Origin of the sequence: Kitasatospora sp. NPDC088779 (genome assembly GCF_040685395.1) — a bacterium.
Taxonomy (GTDB): domain Bacteria; phylum Actinomycetota; class Actinomycetes; order Streptomycetales; family Streptomycetaceae; genus Kitasatospora.
Genome location: NZ_JBFBHW010000012.1, coordinates 8,385 through 32,157, shown reverse-complemented (window position 1 = coordinate 32,157; position 23,773 = coordinate 8,385). Strand labels below are relative to the sequence as shown.

Below are 23,773 nucleotides of genomic sequence, written 5' to 3'. Positions count from 1 at the left end.
GCCGGATGTTGAGTCGATGCACCCCCTCAGGCTAAGTAGCCGCGCCGGGGCCCAGGTCCACCGTGAGGGTGAGGCGGCATCAGTCGCAGGGTGGAGATGAACCCGTCAAAGGCGCTCCGGACTGAGCTGTTTAGCGGACGAGTCAAACACATGGAGCCTCGATCGGTAGTTCGACGAGGATCTGCCGAGGGTCGTGACGCCCGGCGTCCGGCCTGCCCAGGTGTCGGCAGATCTCCATTACGTGAGGGTTTTGATGGCTTCCACTGGTACGGACGGGACGCGGGTCACCGAACGGCAGGAGGCCGGGCCCGGGGTCTCCCCGTCGGCGGCGGTGCCGGCCTGGCGACCAGTGGCCGCCGTGGCGGCGGGCACGGCTGCCGTCCTGCTGTTGTTCATCAATGAATACGGCTATGACGCCGACGAGTTGTACTTCCGGATGCTGGGTGAGCGGGGGCTCGCTTGGGGCTACGTGGACCAGCCGCCGGCTCTGCCTGCGATCGTCCGGGTGGCCACGCTGGTCTTCGGGGACAGCCTCTGGGCGATCCGCGTCCCGGCGGTGCTGTGCGCGGTCGCGGTGGTGGTGCTCGGATCGCTGATCGCGGCCGAGTTCGGGGCCTCGCGGCGGGCGCAGCTGATGACGGCGATCGGCCTGGGCAGCTCCGTGATGGTGCTGAGCGTCGGCCACTGGATCCTGACCAGCAGTCTGGATGCCGTCGCCTGGTGCCTGGTGATGCTGTTCGTGCTGCGGGCGTTGCTGCGGCGGGACGGCCGGTGGTGGCTGTGGGCGGGTGCGGCGTGCGGTGCGGCGCTCTACGCCAAGTACATGGTGCTGCTGCTGCCGGTGGTGTTGCTGCTCGGTCTGGTCGTGGTCGGGCCCCGGGACGTCTTTCGCGACAAGCGGCTCTACCTGGGAATGGCGCTGGCGCTGGTCATCGGTGCGCCGAACCTGGTCTACCAGATCACCCACGACTTCCCGCAGATCCAGATGGCGCGTGCGCTGGGCGCCAGCGACGGTTCGGCGAACCGCTCGATGTTCGTGTCGAACCTGCTGCTGCTGCTCGGTCCCGGGCTGGCGGTGTTCTGGGTCGCCGGTCTGATCGGGCTGCTCCGCAAGCGGGAGTGGCGCCCGGTGCGGGCGGTGGCGATCGGCTACCTGCTGGCGACGGTCGCCGCGCTGATGATCGAGGGCGGTCGGCCGGACTACACCGGGGGCTTCCTGGTCACACTGTTCGCCGTCGGGGCCGTCCGGGCCGACCGCTGGATCGCCCGCGGTCGGCGGCGGATGCCGGTGGTCGCGGTCGGGCTGGTCCTGACCGCGCTGCTCCAGATGCTGTTGACGCTGCCGGTCATTCCGGAGAGGTCGCTGCACAGCGCGGCGATCAACAGCATGGCGCTGGAGACCGTCGGCTGGCCGACCACGGTCGCGCAGGTGGCGGCGGTGTACGACGGGCTGTCGGCGGATGAGAGGGCCCGCGCGGTGCTGCTGGCGGGCAACTTCGGCGAGGCGGGTGCGCTGGACCGCTACGGCGAGAAGTACGGCCTGCCCGCCGTCTACAGCGGGCACAACGAGCTCCACAACTGGGGGCCGCCGCCCGACTCCGCGGAGGTGGTGGTCGCGGTGGGCATCGACCAGGACCGGCTCACCGCGGACTTCGAGCGGTGTACGGCCGTCGCCCGGCTCGACAACGGGCTGGATATCGGCAATCCGGAGCAGGGCCGGCAGATCTCGATCTGCCAGGGGCCGCGCGCGCCGTGGAAGTCGCTCTGGCCCGCGTACCGCCATCTCGGCGCGTACGAGTGACAGGCCGAGGACACCGTGAGTCGCGGTCCCGCAGAGCAATCCCAAGCCGAGGAGGAGTAGTACCGATGGGTGTGGCGCAGGAGCGTTGCCTGGACCAGTTGTTCGCCGAGCAGGCCGCTCGGACGCCGGATCGGACGGCCCTGACGTACCGGGGCGAGTCGCTCAGCTACGCCGAACTCGACTCCAGGTCAGATGAGTTGGCACGGCTTCTGGTCGATCGCGGTGCCGCCCCCGAACGGTTCGTGGCGTTGCTGCTGCCGAGGTCGACCGAGATGCTGGTGGCGATCCTCGCGGTGCTCAAGTCCGGTGCGGGCTACCTGCCGATCGATCCCGAGTACCCGGCCGAGCGGATCGCCCACGTGCTGGAGGATGCCCGGCCGGTGCTCACCCTCACCACGACCGAGGTGGGCGAGGGCTTCGCCGGCGTGCCGTCCGGTGCCTCCTGGCTGGCCCTCGACGACCCGGGCACGGCCGGGGCGGTGGCTGCGGCCGCGTCGGTGGCCCTGCCGACGGCCGGGCGCAGCCCGGAGAACCCCGCGTACGTCATCTACACCTCGGGCTCCACCGGGCGGCCCAAGGGCGTGGTGATCCCGCACGGCAACGTGGTGCGGCTGTTCGCCTCGACCGCGCACTGGTACGGCTTCGACGAGCGGGACGTGTGGCCGCTCTTCCACTCCTTCGCGTTCGACGTCTCGGTCTGGGAGATCTGGGGCGCACTGCTGCACGGCGGCCGGCTGGTGGTCGTGCCGCAGGAGGTGACCCGCTCGCCCGCCGACTTCCTGCGGCTGCTGGTCGACGAGCAGGTCACGGTGCTGAACCAGACCCCGTCGGCCTTCTACCAGCTGATGCCGGCCGACCGCGCCGAACCGGAGCTGAGCGCCCGGCTGGCCCTGCGCTGGGTGGTCTTCGCCGGGGAGGCGCTGGACCTCGGCAGGCTTGGTGAGTGGTACGAGCGCCACGGCGACACGGCGCCGACCCTGGTCAACATGTACGGGATCACCGAGACCACCGTGCACGCCTCCTTCATCACGCTCGACGCCGAGGGGGCCGCCGCGGCCGCCGGCAGCGACATCGGCACGGCCATCCCCGACCTGACCTTCCACGTGCTCGACGCCGGTCTGCGCCCGGTGGCGCCGGGGGCGGCAGGCGAGTTGTACGTGGCCGGCCCCGGGCTCGCCCGGAACTACGCGAACCGGCCCGACCTGACCGCGGCGCGTTTCGTGGCCTGCCCGTTCGGCGGGCAGGGCGTGCGGATGTACCGCTCCGGCGACCTGGTGCGGTTGCGCGCCGACGGCGGTCTGGAGTACCTGCGGCGCGGTGACGACCAGGTGAAGCTACGCGGCTTCCGGATCGAACTCGGGGAGATCGAGGCCGCGTTGACGCGCGAACCGACCGTCGGTGGGGCCGCGGTGCTGGTCCGTGAGGACCGCCCGGGAGACCGCCGGCTGGTCGCCTACCTGGTGCCCGGCGAGCCGACCGCCCAGGTGCCGCCGCCGTCGCGGCTGCGCGAGCTGTTGACCGACCGGCTGCCCGGCTACATGATCCCGGCGGCCTTCCACGTGATGGAGCGGTTCCCGCTCACCACCAACGGCAAGCTCGACCGCGCGAGCCTGCCGGCGCCGACCCGACAGGACAGTGTGGAGGCGGAGTCCGTCGCACCGCGCGATCCCGTCGAGGAGATGCTGGCCGTGGTCTGGCGCGAGGTGCTGGGGCTGGCCGAGGTCGGGGTCACCGACGACTTCTTCGAACTCGGCGGTGACTCGCTGTCCGCGGTCCGGGCGATCTCCCGGATCAGGGCGGAGCTCGGCTGGGACCTGACCGTCCGGGCGCTGCTCCGGGCGCGGACCATCGCGGAACTGGCGGACGGCCGGGCGGCGTCGGCCGCGGCGGCTCCGATCGAGTCGGTGGCCGGGGACGGCAGGCTGCCGCTCTCCTCCACCCAGCGGCGGTTCTGGTTCTTCCACGAGTTCGATCCGGACAGCGCGGCGTACAACGTGCACGTCGGCCACCGGCTGCGCGGCGCCCTGCGGACGGACGCGCTGCGACGCGCCCTGGTGGAGCTGGTCGAGCGTCACGAGCCACTGCGCACCACGATCTCCACCGAGGACGGGGAGGCCTTCCAGGTGGTCGCCCCGGCACCCGGGGCGGACGTGCCGCTCACCGTGGCCGACCTTTCGACGCTGTCCGCGAGGAAGCGGGCCGAGGAACTGGAGCGGCTGCTGGCCGAGGAGGCCGACCGGCCGTTCGACCTGCGCACCGGACCGGTGCTGCGGGCGCTGTTGGTCCGCTTGGGCGAGCGTGACCACGTCCTCGTGCTCGGCGTTCACCATCTGGCCACCGACGGCTGGTCGATGGGGCTGATCGCCGACGAGCTGAGCGCCCTGTACACCGCCGCCTGCGAAGGGAGGCCGGCCGCGCTGGAGCCGCTGCGCATCGGCTACGCCGACTACGCGGTCTGGCAGCGGGACCGTGCGGCCGGTGCGGACGCGGCGGAGCAGCTCGACTACTGGCGTGACCGCCTGGCCGGACTCACGCCGTTGGAGCTGCCGTTCGACCGGCCGCGCCCGGCCGTGCGCACCTCGGCCGGCGCCGTGCACCGCTTCGGGGTCGACCACAGCGTGGTGACCGGCCTGAAGGCACTGGGCGGGGCGAACGGCGCCACCCTGTTCATGACCCTGGTCGCGGCCTGCCAGGTACTGCTGGCCCGGCTCTCCGGCCAGTCGGACATCGCCGTAGGCACGGCCGTCTCCGGTCGTGACCGGCGCGAACTCGAGCAACTGGTCGGTTCGTTCATCAACACCGTGGTGCTGCGCTCCCAGGTGGACGGGCGGGCCGGGTTCCCGGAGCTGCTGGCCCAGGTACGGGAGACCGTGCTCGGTGCCTTCGCCCACCAGGACATCCCGTTCGAGCACCTGGTGGACGAGCTCTGCGAGGAGCGGGACCCGAGCCTCACCCCGCTGGTGCAGGCCATGGTGGTGCTGCAGAACGCCCCGGCCGGAGCCCTCGACCTCGCCGGGATCCGCAGCGAGTGGCTCGACCTGCCGCGCCGGGCGGCGGTGCTCGACCTCACCCTGGAGTTCACCGAGCGGGACGGCGCGCTCGACGTCATGGTCGAGTACAACACCGACCTGTTCGACGCGCGGACCATCGAGCGGATGGCCGACCGGCTGCGGGCGTTGCTCACCGAGCTCGGCACCGACCCCCACCGGCGGATCTTCGAACTCTCGCTGCTGACCGGCCCGGAGCGCGAGCAGTTGCTGTCCGGATGGAACGACACCGCCGCCGACCACGACGTGGTGCGGGGGGTGCACCACCGGTTCGCGGAGCAGGCCCGTCGGGCGCCGTCGGCGATCGCCGTCGGCGCCGGGGAGCGGCTGCTCTCGTACGCCGAGCTGGACGAGCGGGCCAACCGGCTGGCGCACTACCTGGTGGAGCACGGCGTGGCCCGGGGCGTGCCGGTGGTGCTGTCCATGGAGCGGGACCCGCTGCTGCTGGTGGCGATGCTCGGCGTCCTGAAGGCGGGCGGGGTCTACGTGCCGCTCGCCCCCGATCTGCCGGCCGAGCGGGTGCGCCTGGTCGTCGAGGACACCGGGGCTCCGGTGCTGCTCACCACCTCCGCCACCGCCGGGGGGCTTCCGGCGTCGGGGACGCCGGTGGTCGAACTCGACCGCACCTGGCCGGAGATCGCACGCCGACCGGAGACGGAGCCGGACGTCCGGGTGGAGCCGGACGACCTGGCGTACATCGTCTACACCTCCGGCTCCACCGGTGTGCCCAAGGGCGTGATGGTCTCGCACCGCTCGCTCGCCGACCTCTGTGCCTGGCACAACCGGGCGTACCGCGTCGGGCCCGCCGACCGGGCCTGCCAGCTGGCGGGGCTCGGGTTCGACGCGGCGCAGTGGGAGCTCTGGCCCTACCTGACCGCGGGCGCCCGGGTCGACCTGCCGGAGCCGTACGTCCTGGACGACCCGTCCGCCCTGGTGGACTGGTTCACCCGGAGGGGGACGACCGTCTGCTTCCTGCCCGCCCCGCTGGCGGAGGTCCTGCTGGACCAGCCCGCCCTCGCCGGCACCGCCCTGCGCACCGTTCTCACCGGTGGCGACGTGCTGCACCGCCGACCCGCGCCGGGGCTGCCGTTCCGGTTGGTCAACAACTACGGGCCGACCGAGGTCACGGTGGTCGGCACGGCCGGCGAGGTGGCGCCCGGGGAGTCGGACGGTCGACCGCCGGGCATCGGCACGCCGGTCGACAACACCGGCGCCTACGTGCTCGACCCGTACGGGCAGCCCGTCCCGGTGGGCGTGCCCGGCGAACTGCACCTGGCGGGCGCCGGGTTGGCGCGGGGCTACCTCAACCGGCCCGGCCTGACCGCCGAACGCTTCGTCGCCTGCCCGTTCGGTCCGCCCGGCGCGCGGATGTACCGCACTGGCGACCTGGTGCGCCGCCGCCCGGACGGGGCGCTCGACTACCTCGGCCGGATGGACACCCAGGTCAAGGTGCGCGGGTTCCGGATCGAGCTCGGTGAGATCGAGAGCCTGCTCGGCGCCGTGCCCCGGGTCGCGCAGAGCGCGGTCACACTCGCCGCCGACGGCCGTCGGCTGGTCGCGTACGTCACCCCCGAGCCGGGTGCCGACCTGCGGACCGAGGCACTCGCCGCGCACTTTCGGGAGCTGGTGCCCGGGTACATGGTGCCGGACGTCTTCGTGGTCCTCGACCGGATGCCGCTCACCCCCAACGGGAAGGTCGACCGGGGGGCGCTGCCCGCCCCGGAGCCGGCCCCGGCGGGGGAGGTCGAGCCGGTCGAGCCGGCGACCGGGGCCGAGCGTACGCTGGCGGGAATCTGGGCCGAGGTGCTCGGCGCCGGGCAGATCGGCGTCCACGACAACTTCTTCGCCCTCGGCGGCGACTCGATCCTCAGCCTTCAGGTGGTCGCCCGGGCCCGTCAGGCGGGCCTGAGGCTCACCTCCAAGGACGTGTTCCGCCGGCCGACCATCGCCGAGCTGGCGGGTGGGCTGGAGCCGGGACAGCCGGCCGGGGCGTCGCCCGGAACCGGCCGGGTGGAGGGTCCGGCGCCTCTGACGCCGATCCAGGACCTGTTCTTCGAGCACGTCCACAGCGAGGGCGCGGTGGCCTTCAACCAGTTCGTCACCGTCGAACTCGCCGAGGCGCCGTCCGAGTCCGCGCTGCGGACGGCGGTGGCGGCCGTGCTGGACCACCACGACGTCCTGCGGATGCGCTTCGACCGGGCCGACGGGCGCTGGTCGCAGCAGAACGCGGCCGAGGAGCCCGCCGGGCTGCTGCGCACCGTGGACCTCGCCGGGCTCGGGGATGCGGAGGCCGCGACCCTGGTCGACGCCGTGACCGAGGACGCGCAGCATGCCATGGACCTGGCCCGGGGCCCGCTGCTGCGGGCCGTCCTGTTCACCGCCGGGCGCCGGCCCGCCAGCTTGCTGCTGACGGTGCACCACCTGGTCGTCGACGGGGTGTCCTGGCGGATCCTGCTGGAGGACCTGGAGACGGCGTACCGGCAGGCGCTGGCCGGTGACCCGGTGGACCTCGGCGCGCGCACCGGTTCGTTTCGGGACTGGGCACGGAGGTTCGCCCGGCTGGCGGCAGACGGGCACTTCGACGGCGAACTCGCCCGCTGGAAACCGGTCTTCGAGCACGCCGAGCACCAACTGCCGCCGGGCGCGGCCGGGCCGAATCTGGTCGCCGGCACCCGGGAGGTGCGGGTCCGGCTCGACGCCGCCACCACCGAGGCGCTGCTCAAGGGCGTTCCCGAGGTCTACCGCACCGAGGTGAACGACGTCCTGCTGGCCGCCCTCGCGCCGGTCCTGGCCCGGTGGACCGGTCGGCCGCGTACGGTGATCGCCCTGGAGGGGCACGGGCGTGAGGAGCTCTTCGCCGACCTGGACCTCTCCCGCACGGTCGGCTGGTTCACCTCGTACTTCCCAGTGCTGCTGGACGCCGCCGCCGACGAGGCCGGCCCCGGTGGCCTGCTGAAGTCGGTCAAGGAGCAGCTGCGGGCCGTGCCCGGTCGCGGGCTGGGCTACGGCGCGTTGCGGCGCACCGTCCGGGCGCCGGAGTTGGCGTCCGACCCGCTGCCGCAGTTCGGCTTCAACTACCTCGGCCGTTTCGGCGCCGCCGCGCCCCGAGGGCTGTTCCGGAGCGTCTCCGAGATCGGCCTGTACCAGGACCGTGAGGGCGCCCGGCTGCACCTGATCGACGTGGTCGGTGCGGTGCGGGACGGCCGGCTGGAGTTCACCTGGCAGTACGGCGGGCAGGTGCACGACCGGGAGACCGTCGAACGGCTGGCCGCGGAGTACGCCGAGGCGCTCGCCGCGCTCGTCGCGCACTGCGCCGAGCCGGGGGCCGGCGGCCGTACGCCGTCCGACTTCCCGCTGAGCGGGCTGGACCAGGAGGCGCTGGACCGGCTGGTCGGTGACGGCCGGCAGGTCGAGGACGTCTATCCGCTCACCCCGATGCAGAGCGGCATGCTCTTCCACAGCCTGGTGGACGAGCGGCGCGGTCTGTACCTCGAGCAGAACCACTTCGAGCTGTCCGGCGTCCGGCGCCCGGAGCTGCTCGGCCCCGCCTGGCAGCGCGTGGTGGACCGGACGCCGGTGCTGCGCACGGCGCTGCGCTGGGACGGCCTCCCGGAGCCGCTGCAGGTGGTGCACACCCGGGCCCCGCTCGAGGTGGTGCGGCTGGACTGGACGCGGCTGGACGGCGCCGGGCACCGGGCGGCGGTCGAGGAGCGTCTGCGCGAGGACCGCGAGCGCGGGCTCGACTTCGCCGGCGCGCCGCTGATGCGCATCGCCGTCGCCGCGCTCGACGACAGCCGGGTCCGGGTGTTCTGGACCTTCCACCACGTCCTGCTGGACGGTTGGAGCGCGGCTCGGCTGCTGGCGGAGGTGCTCGCCGAGTACACCGCCCTGGCCGGGGGCCGGAGCCGGACGCCCGAGCGGCGCCGTCCGTTCCGCGACCATGTCGCCTGGCTGCGCGGACAGGAGCCCGGGGCGGGCGAGGAGTACTGGCGCGGCGTGCTGGCCGACTGGGAGTCGCCGACCCCGTTGCCCTTCGACCGGCCGCCGGCGGTGGGCCACCGGAGCGCCTCCTCGGCCGAGGTGGCGCTCGAACTGCCGGCTGAGCTGTCCGAGCGGCTGTACGGCGTGGCGCGTGAGGTCAGGGTGACGCTGAACACCGTGCTGCAGGGGGTCTGGGCGCTGCTCCTGGCCCGCTACAGCGGTGAGGCGAAGGTCTGCTTCGGCGCCACGGCGTCCGGCCGGTCCGCCGAGCTGGACGGCGTGGACGACATGATCGGCCTGTTCATCAACACCCTCCCGGTCAGCGTCCTGGTCGACCCTGGCGCCGAACTGGCAGACTGGCTGAGGCAGTTGCAGGAAAGCCAGGCCCAGGCCCGGCAGTACGAGCAGGTGCCGCTGGCCCGGCTGAAGCAGTGGGTGGCGCCGCACAGCGACGCGGAGCTGTTCGGCAGTGTGGTGATCTTCGAGAACTACCCGGTGGACGACCGGCTGGCAGCCGACTTCGGCCTGGAGCTCGGCGGCATCAAGGCGCGCAGCGGCACCAACTTTCCGCTGAACCTGGTCGCCTACGCCGAGGAGCGGCTCTCGCTGCTGCTGCATTACGACCCCGAGTGCTTCGACGCGGCCACGGTCGAGCGGATGGCCGGGCATCTGGAGGTGCTGCTCGCGGCCGTGGCCGAGGACCCGCACCGGGCGCTCGGCCGGCTGCCGGTGCTCACCGCCGCCGAGCGGCACCGCCTCGGGCAGGAGTGGAGCGGCACCACCACCGCCGATCCGCTCGACCGGAGGGTGGAACAGGTGATCGCCGAGCTGGCGCGGCGGCAGCCCGACGCCGCCGCGATGGTGGCCGGGGACACCGTCGTCGGCTACGCCGAACTCGACCGGCGGGCGAACCGGCTCGGCCACCACCTGGCCGCGCTGGGAGTGGCCCGGGGCGACGTGGTGGGGATCGCGCTGGATCGCGGGGTGGACGCCGTGGCGGCCATCCTCGGCGTGCTGAAGGCCGGGGCCGGCTACCTGCCGCTCGACCCCGACTTCCCGCCGGAGCGACTGAACGCCATGCTGGCCGAAGCCGGTCCGCCAGTGCTGCTGACCCGGCGCGACCTGGCCGACGGGTTCGCCCGGCCCGGCATGGTCGTGGTGTGCCCGGAGGAGGAGGACGCGGCGATCTCGGCCCGGCCGGACACCGCACCGGAGGCCGGGGCGGGCCCGCGCGACCTCGCCTACCTGATGTTCACCTCGGGCTCCACCGGCCGCCCCAAGGGCGTGATGATCGAGCACCGTTCGCTGTACAACATCGTCCTGGCGGCCGGCCGGGCCTACGGGCTCGGCCCCGGGAGCAGGGTCCTGCAGTTCTACACGCTCAGTTTCGACGGCGGCGTCTGGGACGTCTTCAAGACCCTGGTGGCGGGGGCGACCCTGGTCCTGGCCCGGCCCGACGCGGTGCAGAGCCCGGAGGTGCTGCAGCGGCAGCTGCGCGAGGACCGGATCACCGCCCTGACCGTGCCGCCGGCCCTGCTCCCCGCGCTGGACCCGGGCGCGCTGCCGGACCTGGCCGTGCTGGGCGTGGCCGGTGACGTCCTGCCGCCCGAGCTCGCCGAGGAGTGGTCGCACGGCCGACGCCTGTTCAACGTCTACGGCCCGACCGAGACCGCGATGGCGGTCGCCATGTTCCCGGTCGAGCCGGGCGCCGGGCACCGCACCGTCCCGCTCGGCACGCCCGCGCCCAACGTCAGGGCGTACGTCCTGGACGCCCGTCTCTCGCTGGTGCCCGTGAGCGTCATCGGCGAGCTGTACATCGGCGGGGTCGCGTTGGCGCGGGGCTACCTCGACCAGCCCGCGCTGACCGCCGGACGGTTCGTCGCCGACCCGTTCGGCCCGCCCGGAGCCCGGCTGTACCGCACCGGCGACCTGGTGCGCTGGAACGCCGACGGGCGGCTGGAGTTCGCCGGTCGGGCGGACCAGCAGGTGAAGATCCGCGGGTTCCGGATCGAGCCGGCCGAGGTGGAGAACGCGCTGCTCGGCCTGGACGGCGTCGGCGAGGCCGTGGTGGTCGCCCGTGCAGAGGAGTCCGGGCACAAGCGCCTGGTCGCCTACGTGGTGCCCGTGCCCGACCGGCCGGCGCCGGACGCCGCGCGGTTGCGCCGGGCGGCTGCCGCCGTCCTGCCGGGCCACCTGGTGCCTTCGGCCTTCGTGGTTCTGACGGCCCTGCCGCTGAACCCCACCGGCAAGGTCGACCGCCGGGCGCTGCCTGCGCCGACCCGCCAGGACACCGTGGCGGTCGGCTACCTGGCGCCGCGCACTCCGACCGAGGAGGCGCTGGCCCGGATCTGGGCCGAGGTGCTCGACGCCGAGCGCATCGGGGTCGAGGACGACTTCTTCGACCTCGGCGGGGACTCCATCACCAGCCTGCGCCTCATGTCGCGGATGGCGGGAGTGTTCGGTGTCGAGCTCTCGCCCGCGGACTTCTTCGACCGGCCGACGGTGGCCGCCCTCGCGGACGTCCTGGAGGAAAAGATCTTGATCAGCCTGGAAGAAGCAGTCGGAGGCGGTACGCATGGCAGGGCATGACCGGAAGGGCACCGTGGACGGCACCGCCTCGAGGGAGGCCCGGATCGCCGCGCTGCCGGCCCACCTCCAGGAGCTGCTGCGCGGCCGGCTGATGGGCCAGGCGCTCGACGACTGGGAGCAGGACCGGATCACCCGGGTCTCCCGGGAGGGCGGCTCACCGCTCTCCTCGGCCCAGCAGCGGCTCTGGTACCTGCACGAGATCGACCCGGAGAGCATCGAGTACAACACCCTGCGGGCGCTGCGGCTGACGGGCGCGCTCGACGTGCCGGCGCTGCACACCGCGCTGAACCGTCTGGTGCGACGGCACGAGTCGCTGCGCACGGTCTTCGACGCGGTGGACGGGATCGGCCTGCAGCACGTCCGGCCGGCCGAGGAGGTGCCGCTGCCGGTGACCGATCTCGCCGCCCTGCCCGCCGAGGAGCGGGCGGCCGCCGTCCGGGCCGGGCTGCTGGATGAGGCGAGGCGCCCCTTCGACCTGCGCACCGGCCCGGTGTTCCGGACTCGCCTGCTGCGACTGGACGAGCGCGAGCACGTCCTGGTGCTGAGCATGCACCACATCGTCACCGACGGCTGGTCGCTTGGCGTCCTGGTCGGCGACCTGGCCGCGCTGTACTCCGCCGAGACCGACAGTCGGCCGGCCGAGCTACCCGAACTCGCCGTCCAGTACGTCGACTTCGCCGCCTGGCAGCGGGACCGGGCGGCCGGTACGGAACTGGGCGGTCAGCTGGAGTACTGGCGGGAGCGGCTGGACGGCCTCGCCCCGCTCGACCTGCCGACCGACCGTCCTCGGCCGCCCGTGCGCAGCGGTGCCGGCCGGCTCCACGAGTTCGAGGTGCCCGCCGAGCTGACCGCCCGGCTGCGCGAGGTGGGCCGGAGCGGTGGCGCCACCCTGTTCATGACCCTGGTCGCCTCGGTCCATCTGCTGCTGTCCCGCTGGACCGGGGGACCCGACGTCGCGGTGGCGACCGCGGTCTCCGGCCGGGCCCGGACGGAGACCGAGCAACTGGTCGGCTTCTTCGTCAACAACCTGGTGCTGCGCGGCCGGATCGACGAGGACCTGCCGTTCACCGAACTGCTGGACTCGGTACGGACGACCGTGCTGGCCGCGCTCGCGAACCAGGAGATCCCGTTCCAGCAGGTCGTCGAGGTGCTCCGGCCGGAGCGCGACTCCAGCCGGCCGCCGCTGGCCGAGGTGGCGGTCAACCTGCACAACACCCCCGAGCCCGCGGGGGCGCCCGCGGGCCTGCGGATCGAGGACGTCGATCCGCCGGTGGTCACCAGCAGCATGGACCTCTCCTTCGACTTCTTCGAGCGGTCGGGCGCGCTGACCGGCTACCTCGGATACAACACCGACCTGTTCACGGCACGGACCGTGGAACGGATCGCCGGCCACCTGGTGACCCTGCTCACCTCGATCGCGCGGACGCCCGGCGAGCCGATCGCCGGGCTGTCGATGCTCGGCCCGGACGAGTGGCACCGGCTCACCGAGGAATGGAGCGGCACGGGGCAGGGGCGCGAGCCCCGGACCGTACCGGAGCTCTTCGCGGCCCAGCTCGCCCGCGACCCGTCCGCGCCGGCCCTGATCTGCGGCGACGAGACCCTCGACTACCGTGGACTCGACGGGCGGGCCAACCGCTTGGCGCACCTGCTGATCGCCCACGGCGCCGGCCCGGAGAAGCTGGTGGCGATCGGCCTGCCCCGGTCGGTGGCGGCCGTCGTCGCGATCCTGGCCGTCCTGAAGAGCGGCGCCGCGTACCTGCCGCTGGACCTCGACCACCCCGAGGAGCGGCTGCGCCTGGTCCTCGGCGACGCCGCGCCCGTCCTGCTGGTGACCGAGGCCGCCACCGCGGACCGGCTCCCGACGGCGGCGGCGGTGATCGCCCTGGACGCGCCGCGGACGACCGCCGAGATCGCCGCGCTCCCGGATACCGCGCCCGAGCCGGCCGGGGCACTGCTCCCGGCGCACCCCGCGTACGTCATCTACACCTCGGGATCGACCGGGCGCCCGAAGGGCGTGGTGGTCACCCACGCGGGCGTCCACGGCCTGGTGGCCGGCCAGTCCGCCCGCTTCGGCACCGTACCGGGCTCGCGAGTGCTGCAGTTCGCCTCGCCGGGCTTCGACGCCGCCTTCTCCGAGATCGGCATGGCCCTGCTCTCCGGCGGCGCCCTGGTGGTCGCCGGAAAGGACGAGATGGTGCCCGGCGAACCGCTGGCCACGCTCATCGCCCGGGACCGGGTCACCCACGTCACCCTGCCGCCGAGCGCCCTGACGGCGCTCCCGGCGGAGCGGATCCCCGCCGAGCTGACGCTGATCGTCGCCGGCGAGGCGTGCCCGCCCGCGCTGGCCGCCACCTGGTCGGCCGGGCGCCGGATGATCAACGCGTACGGGCCGACCGAGTCGACCGTCTGCGCGACGTTCAGCGACCCGCTGGACCCGGCCGCCCTCGGCGACGGCCCCGTGCCCATCGGCCGCCCGCTGCCCGGTGTCCGCGTGCGCGTGCTGGACGGCCGGCTCCGCCCGGTGCCGGCCGGCGCCCCCGGCGAGGTCTACCTGGCCGGGCACGCTCTGGCCCGCGGCTACCTGGGCCGGCCCGGCCTGACCGCCGAACGCTTCGTCGCCGACCCGTACGGTGCGTCCGGTACCCGGATGTACCGCACCGGGGACCGCGCCCGGTGGCTGCCGGACGGCACGCTCGACTACCTGAGCCGGGGCGACGAGCAGGTCAAACTCAGGGGGTTCCGGATCGAGCTCGGCGAGGTCGAGGCCGTGCTCGCCCGGCATCCTGCGGTGACGTCCGTCGCGGCGGCCGTCAAGCAGGACGAGCGCGGTACCCGCCGGCTGGTCGCCTACCTGGTCGTCGAGGCCGACGGTCCCGACGCGGCGCGGCTGCGCGCCCACGCCCGCGAGCAGCTGCCCGAGTACATGGTCCCGGCGGCGTTCGTCCTGATGGACCGCCTGCCGCTGAACGTCAACGGCAAGGTCGACCGCCGGGCCCTGCCCGATCCGGACCTGCGCCGTGACCCGGCCGCCGCGGCCCGGGTCGCGCCCCGCAACGCGGTCGAGGAGACGCTCGCGCGAATCTGGCAGGAGCTGCTCGGGGTCGAGGAGATCGGCGTCGAGGACAACTTCTTCGACCACGGCGGCGACTCCATCCTCAGCCTTCAGGTGGTCGCCCGCGCCCGCGAGGCGGGCCTGCGGATCACCGCCCGGCAGACCTTCCTGCGCCAGACCATCGCCGAACTCGCCGCCGAGGCGGCCGAGGCGGCCGGGGACGGGCGGCCCGAAGCCGCGGCGCGGCGCGGCCCGGTGAGCGGCGAGGTGCCGCTGACCCCGATCCACCACTGGTTCTTCGAGCACCTCGAGGACAGTCTCGACCGGTTCAACCAGGCGGTGTTCCTCGAACTGCCGGCCGACGGCACCGACGAGGCGGCGCTCCGCTCGGCGCTCGTCGCGCTGGTCGAGCACCACGACGCCCTCCGGCTGAGGGCCGGTCGGACCGACGGGCGGTGGCGGCTGCACCATGCGGCCGACGGCGGCGAGGACTTCGAGCGGGTCGACCTCGCGGGCCTGGAGCCGGAGCAGCAGGAGGCCGCCGTCCGGGAGCTCGTCGAGCGGACGCAGACCGGGTTCGCCCTGGCGGAGGCGCCACTGCTGCGCGCCCGGCTCCTCGGGCTCGGCGAGGGCCGTCGGCCGCGGCTGCTGCTGGTCGTCCACCACCTGGCGGTCGACGCGCTGTCCTGGCAGATCCTGCTCGCCGATCTGGAGACCGGCTACCGGCAGGCCCGCCGGGGCGAGCCGATCGTCCTGCCGCCGCGGAGCACATCCTTCCAGGAGTGGGCCACCCGGCTCGGGGAGCACACCCGCGCCGGCGGCTTCGCCGACCAACCGGAGCACTGGGCCGGGGTGGAGACGGCCGTCGCCGCCGCGTCCCCGCTTCCCGTCGACCACGCCGGAGCGAACACCGCGGGGTCGGTGCGCACCGTCTCGGTACGACTGGACGCCGAACGCACCGACGCGCTGCTGCGCAAGGTGCCGGCCGTCTACCGGACCCAGGTCAACGACGTCCTGCTCAGCGCGCTGTGGCGGGCGGTCTCCGACTGGACCGGAGACGGTACCGTGGCGGTCGCGCTGGAGGGCCACGGCCGCGAGAACCTGTTCGCCGACGTCGACCTCTCCCGGACGGTCGGCTGGTTCACCACGCTGTTCCCCGCCGTGTTGACCGCCCCGGTCGGAGCGGGCTGGGGCGAGGTGCTGAAGGCCGTCAAGGAGCAGCTGCGCGCCGTGCCGTCCAACGGCCTCGGCTACGGCGCCCTGCGCCGCCTGGGCGGGACGGACGGCGGTGCGACGGCCACCGAGCCGGGGGTCAGCTTCAACTACCTGGGCCGGCTCGACGCGGGGACGGCGCAGTCCGAGCTCTTCCTCGGCCGGCTGCCCGTCGAGGGGCACGAGCGCAGCGCGGGCCAGGCCCGCCACCAACTGCTGGAGGTCAACGGCTGGGTCGCGAACGGGCGGTTGGAGTTCCACTGGGCGTACTCGGGTGAGCTGCACGACGAGGGGACGGTGCGGAGGGTGGCCGACGCCTTCCTGGCCGCGTTGGGGGAGATCGTCGAGCACTGCGCCACCCCGGGCGCGGGCGGCTGCACCCCCTCGGACTTCCCGCTCGCCGCACTCGACCAGGCCACCGTGGACCGGTTGGCCGGTGACGGCCGCTCGGTCGAGGACATCTACCCGCTCACCGCGACCCAGAGCGGCATGCTCTTCCACGCGCTCTCCGAGGCCGGCCGGGACATGTACACCGGACACTTCGGCGTCCGGCTCGGCGGGGTCGGGGACGTGGCGGCGCTGGCCCGGGCCTGGCAGCGGGTCGTGGACCGAACCCCGGTGCTGCGCACGGCCGTGGTCTGGCAGGACGTCGCCGAGCCGCTACAGGTGGTGCACGCCGACGTCCGGGTGCCCGTCGACCAGCTCGATCTGCGGGCGCTGCCCGAGGCGGAGCGGTCGGCCGAGCTAGAGCGGCTGTGGGCCGAGCGGACGGGGCGGAGCCTCGACCTCGTCAGTGCACCGCTGATCCGGGTGGCTGTCGTCCGGCTCTCCGGCGATGAGGTGGAGGTGTTCTGGTCGACCCACCACATGATGCTGGACGGCTGGAGCTTCGCCGGGGTGCTGTCCGACGTCTTCCGGGAGTACTCCCTGCTCACCGGCGGTCCGGCCGGTGCCGCCACGGTGCGCCGCCCGTACCGTGACTACGTGCAGTGGCTGGCCGGGCAGGACGATGCCGAGGCCGAACGGTACTGGCGCGGCGCGCTGGACGGGTTCACCGTGCCCACTCCGCTGCTCTTCGACCGCCAGCCGGTGCGGGCGCACGACACCCGCTCCTCCCGCGAGGAGAGGATCTGCCTCGGCCCGGAGCGCTCCGCCCGGCTGTACGAGGCGGCCCGGGCCGCCCGGCTGACCGTCAACACGCTGGTCCAGGGAGCCTGGGCCGTCCTGCTCGCGCGCTACAGCGGCGAGACCGAGGTGTGCTTCGGCGCCACGGTCTCCGGCCGCCCGTCGACCCTGCCGGGCGCGGACGCCATGGTCGGGCTGTTCATCAACACCGTGCCGGTCCGGGTCGCGGTCGACGGCACCGCTGAGGCCGCCGAGTGGCTGCGCGGCCTGCAGGCGGCCCAGGTGGAGGCGCGCCAGTACGAGCACGTGGACCTGGCCCGCGTCCAGCGCTGGAGCGGCAGCCCGAACGGCCTCTTCGACAGCATCGTGGTCTTCGAGAACTACCCGTACGACGAGGCGGAGGCGGCCAGGTCGGGGCTGCGGGTGGGCGCGTACCGGGGGGACGAGCACACCAACTACGCGCTGACCCTCACCGCCCACGCGGGCGAGGAGTTCCAGCTGGCGATCGGCTACGACCCGGCGCTCTTCGACCCCGACACCGTCGCCCGGATGACAGGGCACCTCACCACCCTGCTCGACGCGCTCGCCGCGGCGCCGCACACCGCGGTCGGTGAGCTGCCCGTGCTCACCGAGGCCGAGCGTCGGCGGCTGCTGGTGGAGTGGAACGACACCGCGACCCACCTGCCGAGGCCGCGCACCGTACCCGAGCTGTTCACCGAACAGGCCGCCCGCACGCCGGACGGGATTGCGGTGTCCGACCAGGACGAGTGCCTGACGTATCGTCAACTTGACGTGAGAGCGAACCAGTTGGCGCACCACCTGAGCGGCCTCGGAGTGGCTCCGGGCGTGCTGGTGGGCGTCTGCGTCGCGCGCGGCGTGAACGCGGTGGTCGCACTCCTCGCGGTGCAGAAGGCCGGCGGCGCGTTCGTCCCGTTGGACCCGGAGTACCCGGCGCAGCGGCTGAGCCAGATGCTCGCGGACTCCGACGTCCCGGTGGTCGTCACCGAGGAGCGGCTGCTCGACCGGGTCGCCCGGCACCAGGCGCGGACGGTCTGCCTGGACCACGACCGGCAGGTGCTGGCGAGCCTGCCCGAGACGGCGCCGGTGAGCGGGGTGACCCCGGGCGACCTCGCCTACGTGATCTACACGTCCGGCACCACGGGCCGGCCCAAGGGCGTGATGGTCGAGCACCGGCACGTCTACCACATGGTGAACGGCTGGGACGCCCGCTACGGTCTGACCGCGCTCCGGCCTCGGGTGCTCTCGGTCTCCAGCCTCTCGGTTGACCTCTTCTTCGCGGACTTCCTGCTGGCCACCCTGTTCGGCGGCACGATGACGGTCTGCCCCTCGAAGTCGGTGAGCGACCCGGTCGCGCTGGCCGATCTGCTGCTGGCCGACCGGTCCGAGCTCATGATCACGGTGCCGACCCTGGCGCGCGCCCTGGTTGCCGAGCTGGGCTGGCGCGGGGTCAGGCCGGAGGCGCTGAAGGTGCTGATGGTCGGCTCCGAGGGCTGGCCCGCGGACGCGGCCGCGGAGGTGCTGACCGGGCTCGCCCCCGGCACCGTCGTGGTCAACGCCTACGGCTCCACCGAGACCACGGTCGACTCCACGGTGTTCCAGCTCGGCGGTGACCCGCTGGGCGACACGGCCTTCGTGCCGATCGGACGCCCGCTCGCCAACACCCGGATCTACGTGCTGGACCGGGACCTGCGGCCGGTGCCGACCGGGGTGGTGGGCGAGTGCTGGATCGCCGGTGACGGTGTCTCCCGGGGCTACCTGAACCGCCCCGAGCTGACCGCCGAGCGCTTTCGTGACGATCCCTTCGTCCCGGCGCACGGCGCCCGGATGTACCGGACCGGCGACCTCGTCCGCCGCCGGGCGGACGGCAACCTCGAGTGCCTCGGCCGGGCCGACGACCAGGTGAAAATCCGTGGCTTCCGGGTGGAGCTCGGCGAGGTCGAGGCAGCCCTGGCCCGCCACCCCGGCGTGCACTCCGCCGCCGCGGCGGTCCGCAAGGACGACACCGGCCCCGGCCGCCTGGTCGGGTACGTCGTAGCCGCCGGAGGGCCGGTGCCCGAGCCCGCGGAGTTCCGGGCCTTTCTCGCCGAGAGCCTGCCGGTCGCGGCCGTGCCCACCGCCTACGTGGTGCTGGACGCCCTGCCGATGACCCCCAGCGGCACGGTCGACCGGCGGGCCTTGCCCTCCCCGGCCGCCCCGGACGCCGCCGACCTCCCGTACACGGCGCCGCGGACCGACACCGAACGGCTGCTGGCCGGGATCTGGGCGGAGGTGCTCGGCGTCGCCAGGGTCGGCGTCGAGGACGGCTTCTTCGAGCTCGGCGGGGACTCCATCCTGAGCATCCGGGTGATCTCCCGCATCCGGGCCGCCCTCGGGCTCGCGGTGTCGCCACGCCAACTGTTCGACACGCCCACCGTCGCCGGACTGGCCGCCTGGCTCGACCAGGAGACCGTCGCGGAATCGGCCGGCCCGGTGCCGGTCGACCGAGGCGGCCCCCTGCCACTCTCCTCCGCCCAGCAGCGGCTGTGGTTCCTGCACGACTTCGCACCGGAAGGCACCGAGTACAACACCGCGCTCGGGCTGCGGCTGGACGGCGAGCTGGACGTGGACGCGCTGCGCACGGCGCTCGCCGCCCTGGTCGCCAGGCACGAGCCGCTGCGCACCGTCTACCGCACCGTGGACGGCCGGGGGGTCCAGCTGGTCCGGCCCGCCGAACAGCCCGAACTCCTGCTGTTCGAGCCGGGCGAGGCGGCCGCGGGCGACGCCGAGGCCGCCGCGCAGGAGTGGTTGCGCCGATGGATCGGGCAGCCGTTCGATCTGCGCGGCGGCCCGGTGATGCGGGCCGCGCTGGCCCGGTCCGGTCCGAACCGGCACCTGCTCGCGCTGGTCATCCACCACATCGCCACCGACGGCTGGTCGATGGACGTCCTGGCCCGCGACCTCGGAGCCTGCTACATCGCCGCGACGGACGGGACCGCCGCAGTCCTCCCGCCGCTGCCGGTGCAGTACGCCGACTATGCGGCCTGGCAGCGGGAGCGGCTGGACACCCCGGAGCAGCACCGCCACCTGGAGTACTGGCGGGACCGGCTGGCCGGCCTCGCCCCGTTGGAGCTGCCCACGGACCGGCCGCGTCCGGCCGTCCGGGAGACGGCGGGGGGACTGCTCGCCCTCGACGTCCCCGAGTCGCTGGCGGACCGGCTCCGGGCCGTGGCCCAGCAGCAGGGCGCCACCCTGTTCATGGCCCTGGTCGCCGCCGTCCAGGTGTTGCTGTCCCGGTACTGGGGGACGCGGGACGTCGCCGTCGGCACCCCGACCTCCGGCCGTGGTCGCCCCGAACTGGAGGACATGGTCGGGTTCTTCGTCAACACGGTGGTGCTGCGGACGACCGTCGACGAGTCGCTGTCCTTCGCGCAACTGCTCGGCCAGGTGCGGGAGACCGTCCTGGAGGCCTTCGTCCACGAGGAGGCGCCCTTCGATCAGCTGGTCGAGACGTTGCGGCCGGAGCGCGACCCCAGCCGCAACGCCCTGGTCGAGGTCATGGTCGGTCTGGAGGCCGACCGCTCGGGCGAGATCCGGTGGCCCGGCATCCAGGTCGAGCCGACCCCACTCGTCAGTTCCGAGGTCAGCCACGACCTGAGCTTCAACTTCTACGAGCAGCAGGGGCGGCTGAAGGCGGCGATCGGCTACAGCACGGCCCTGTTCGACCCCGGCACCGTCGCGGCGATGGCCGAGCACCTGGGCGTGCTGCTGACCGGCGTGGTCACCGGCCACCGCCGCCTGGCGGACCTGCCGATGCTCGCCGGGGGAGCCTCCGGCCCGGCGCTGCCCGGCCCCGAGCTGCGCGGGCCCGGTGTCGGCGTGGTCGAGGGCTTCGAGCGGCAGGCCGCCGAGACCCCCGGGCTGACTGCCTTGGTCGGCCCCGACGGGGCGCTGACCTTCGCCGAGGCCAACGCCCGGGCGAACCGGCTGGCACGCCTGCTGATCGCGCGGGGCGTCGGCCCCGAGCGGCTGGTCGCGGTGGCCGGCACCCGGGCCGCGAGCACTGTCGTGTCGGTGCTCGCGGTGCTGAAGGCCGGTGCCGCGTACCTCCCCGTCGATCCCGAACTTCCTGCCGAGCGGGTCGGGTTCATGGCGGAAGACGCGAATCCGATGCTGGTCATCGGTGAATTGCCAGGTATGACAAAGGAGTTGCCGGTACTCAATCTGGAGGACCCGTCCGTTCTGGCCGAGTTGTCGGCGCTGTCCGCCGAGGACCCGACGGATACGGACCGCTCGGAGCCGCTGCGCCCCGAGCACCCGGCCTACCTCATCTTCACCTCCGGTTCCACCGGGCGGCCGAAGGGCGTGCTGGTCGAGCACCGGAACCTGGCCAACCTCCTGCTCGACCACCGGGAGCGGCTGTTCGGCCCGACCGTCGGGCTGAGGTCCGCGCTCACCACCACGTTCTCCTTCGACAGCTCGCTGGTCGGTCTGCTGCTGCTGGCCTGCGGCGGTGAACTCCACGTCGTGGACGAGGCCGTACGGCGGGACCCGGAGGCGCTGGTCGCGTACGTCGCCGAGCATCGCATCGACCACCTGGAACTCACCCCGACCTTCGCCGAACAGCTGATCGCGGCCGGGCTGTTGGCCGGTGCGGGGCACCGGCCGCGACTGGTCCTGCTCGGCGGCGAGGCGGTCGGCGACCGGCTGTGGCGCCGGCTGGCCGAGGCCGACGGCGTCACGGCCCACAACTGCTACGGCCCCACCGAGTGCACGGTGGACAGCCTGCACGCGCCGGTCGTCCCCGGCCGCCCCGTCATCGGCCGCCCCGGTGCCAACACCGGGGCATACCTGCTCGACCCGTACCTGCGGCCCGTCCCGGCCGGCCTGCCGGGCGAGCTCTACCTGGCGGGCCGCCAGCTCGCCCGGGGCTACCTGAACCGGGCCGCACTCACCGCCGAGCGTTTCGTCGCCGACCCGTTCGGTGCCCCCGGCGACCGGATGTACCGCACCGGTGACCTCGCCCGGCGGCGGGCGGACGGCTCGGTGGAGTTCCTCGGCCGGAGCGACGACCAGGTCAAGCTGCGCGGCTACCGGATCGAACTCGGCGAGATCGGGGCGCTGTTGCAGGGGCACCCGGCGGTGGCCGCCGCCGTCGCGGTCGTGCGGCCCGGCCCGGTCGGCCTGCCTCAGCTGGTGGCCTACGCCACCGGGGCCGGGGTCGGGGCCAGCATGCCCGACCCCGCCGAACTGCGGGCGCTCGCACGGAAGTCGCTGCCGCACTACATGGTCCCCGCGACCGTCGTGGTGCTGGACGAGATGCCGCTGACACCCAGTGGCAAGGTAGATCTGCGGGCGCTGCCCGCGCCCGGGCCGGCCGAGATCCCGGAGGGCGAGTACACGGCCCCGCGCAGCGACACCGAGCGGACCCTCGTGGAGCTCTGGGCGGACGTCCTCGGCCTCGAACGGGTCGGAGTGACCGACAACTTCTTCGAGTCGGGCGGCGACTCCATCCTGAGCATCCAACTGGTCCACCGGATCAGGCGGGCGGGACTGCGGGTGGTCTCCCGGGACCTCTTCCTGAACCCGACGATTGCCCAACTGGCCACGGTGGTCGTCCCCGAGACGGCCGCCGAGCCGGACCAGCACGAGCCGTCGGCGGGCGACGTGCCGCTGACGCCGATCCAGGCCGCCTTCCTGGGCGCCGACCCGGTGGCCCCGCACCACTTCACCCAGTCGGTACTGATCGAGCTGGTCGACGGGGTGGACGAGCAGGCCCTGCGCGGCGCCCTGGCCGAACTGCCCGCCCGGCACGACTCGCTGCGCCTTCGCTACCGGCGCACCGGCGAGGGATGGCGGCAGTACACGGTCGACGTCGGAGTCGTCGACCTCTTGCAGCGGCACGACCTGTCGGACCGTCTGGAGCCGGACCAGCTCGCGGAGATGGACCGGCTGGCCGGTGAAACGGACGCCGCACTGGACCTGGAGGCCGGGCCGCTGCTGCGGGCCCTGCTGTTCGACCTCGGCGCGGGCCGTCGGCCGCGGCTGTTCCTCACCGCCCACCACCTGGTGGTGGACGCGGTCTCCTGGCGCATCCTGCTGGACGACCTGCAGACCGCCTACGAGTGCGCGCGGACCGGTGGGCCGGGCCGGCCCACGCCGCGCAGCGCCTCCTTCCGCCGCTGGGCGGAGCGTCTGCGGCAGCACACCGTGGACGGCGGCTTCGACCACGAGGCGCCGTACTGGGCGGCCGTCCCGCCGGCTGCCGACCTTCCCCGGGACGGCGACGGGCCGAACCTGGGAGGCTCCGTCGACGCCGTGACGGTGGCCCTGGAGCCGGAGGAGACCGCGCGGTTCCAGCGCGCGGTCGGGAGGCTGCGCACCTCACCCCGCGATCTGCTCCTCGCCGCCCTGGCCCGCACCATCGGCGGGTGGACCGGTGAGCGCCAGGTGCTGATCGACCTGGAGGGGCACGGCCGCGAGGAGATCTTCGACGGCCTCGAACTCTCCCGTACCGTCGGCTGGTTCACCACGCTCTACCCGGTCGCGCTGGAGCTCCCCGAGCAGGACGGTGACTGGCCGGCCCTGGCCCGGTACGTCCGGCGCCAGGTGCGCGCGGTGCCCGGCAACGGCCTGGGCCACGGCGCCCTGCGACACCTGAAGGAGTCGACCGGCCCGGCCCCCGCCACCGCGCAGGTGGTGTTCAACTACCACGGCCAGGCCGACCCGGTGGGCGGGGGCGGCGACGGCGTGCTCTACCACGCCTTCCACTCCTCGATCGGCCGGGACCGCAGCCCGGACGCCGAGATCGACCACCTGCTCGAGGTGGTCGGCGCGCTGAGCGAGGGAAGCCTGCGACTCAGCTGGTACTACTCCCGGAACGTGCACCACAGGGAGACCGTGGAACGGCTCGCCCAGGACCTGCTGGCCGCCCTGCGGTCGATGGCCGGGCACGCGGCGGGGCGGTGA

The 23,773-nt window shown here is 73.7% G+C and carries 3 protein-coding genes; all 3 read left to right on the top strand.

The window, feature by feature from the left end; translation table 11 throughout:
* The first annotated feature begins 253 nt into the window (after positions 1 to 253).
* The 3 genes from AB0P03_RS13610 (at position 254) to AB0P03_RS13600 (ending at position 23,773) form a co-directional block, all read left to right on the top strand.
* Positions 254 to 1,801 (top strand): glycosyltransferase family 39 protein, encoded by a 1,548-nt coding sequence (locus AB0P03_RS13610; RefSeq protein ID WP_363628895.1) that lies wholly within the window; start codon positions 254 to 256, stop codon positions 1,799 to 1,801.
* 65 nt (positions 1,802 to 1,866) lie between these two features.
* Complete coding sequence (locus AB0P03_RS13605) at positions 1,867 to 11,418, top strand: amino acid adenylation domain-containing protein (RefSeq protein ID WP_363628893.1); 9,552 nt, start codon at positions 1,867 to 1,869, stop codon at positions 11,416 to 11,418.
* Positions 11,405 to 23,773, top strand: a complete 12,369-nt coding sequence (locus AB0P03_RS13600; RefSeq protein ID WP_363628892.1) for an amino acid adenylation domain-containing protein — start codon at positions 11,405 to 11,407, stop codon at positions 23,771 to 23,773. The genes AB0P03_RS13605 and AB0P03_RS13600 overlap by 14 nt, the downstream gene beginning before the upstream one ends.

What these genes read in the sequence shown, in the direction of transcription:
- AB0P03_RS13610 (WP_363628895.1), top strand. Translation starts at nt 254, where the DNA reads ATGGCTTCCACTGGTACGGACGGGACGCGGGTCACCGAACGGCAGGAG.
- AB0P03_RS13600 (WP_363628892.1), top strand. Translation starts at nt 11,405, where the DNA reads ATGGCAGGGCATGACCGGAAGGGCACCGTGGACGGCACCGCCTCGAGG.
- AB0P03_RS13605 (WP_363628893.1), top strand. Translation starts at nt 1,867, where the DNA reads ATGGGTGTGGCGCAGGAGCGTTGCCTGGACCAGTTGTTCGCCGAGCAG.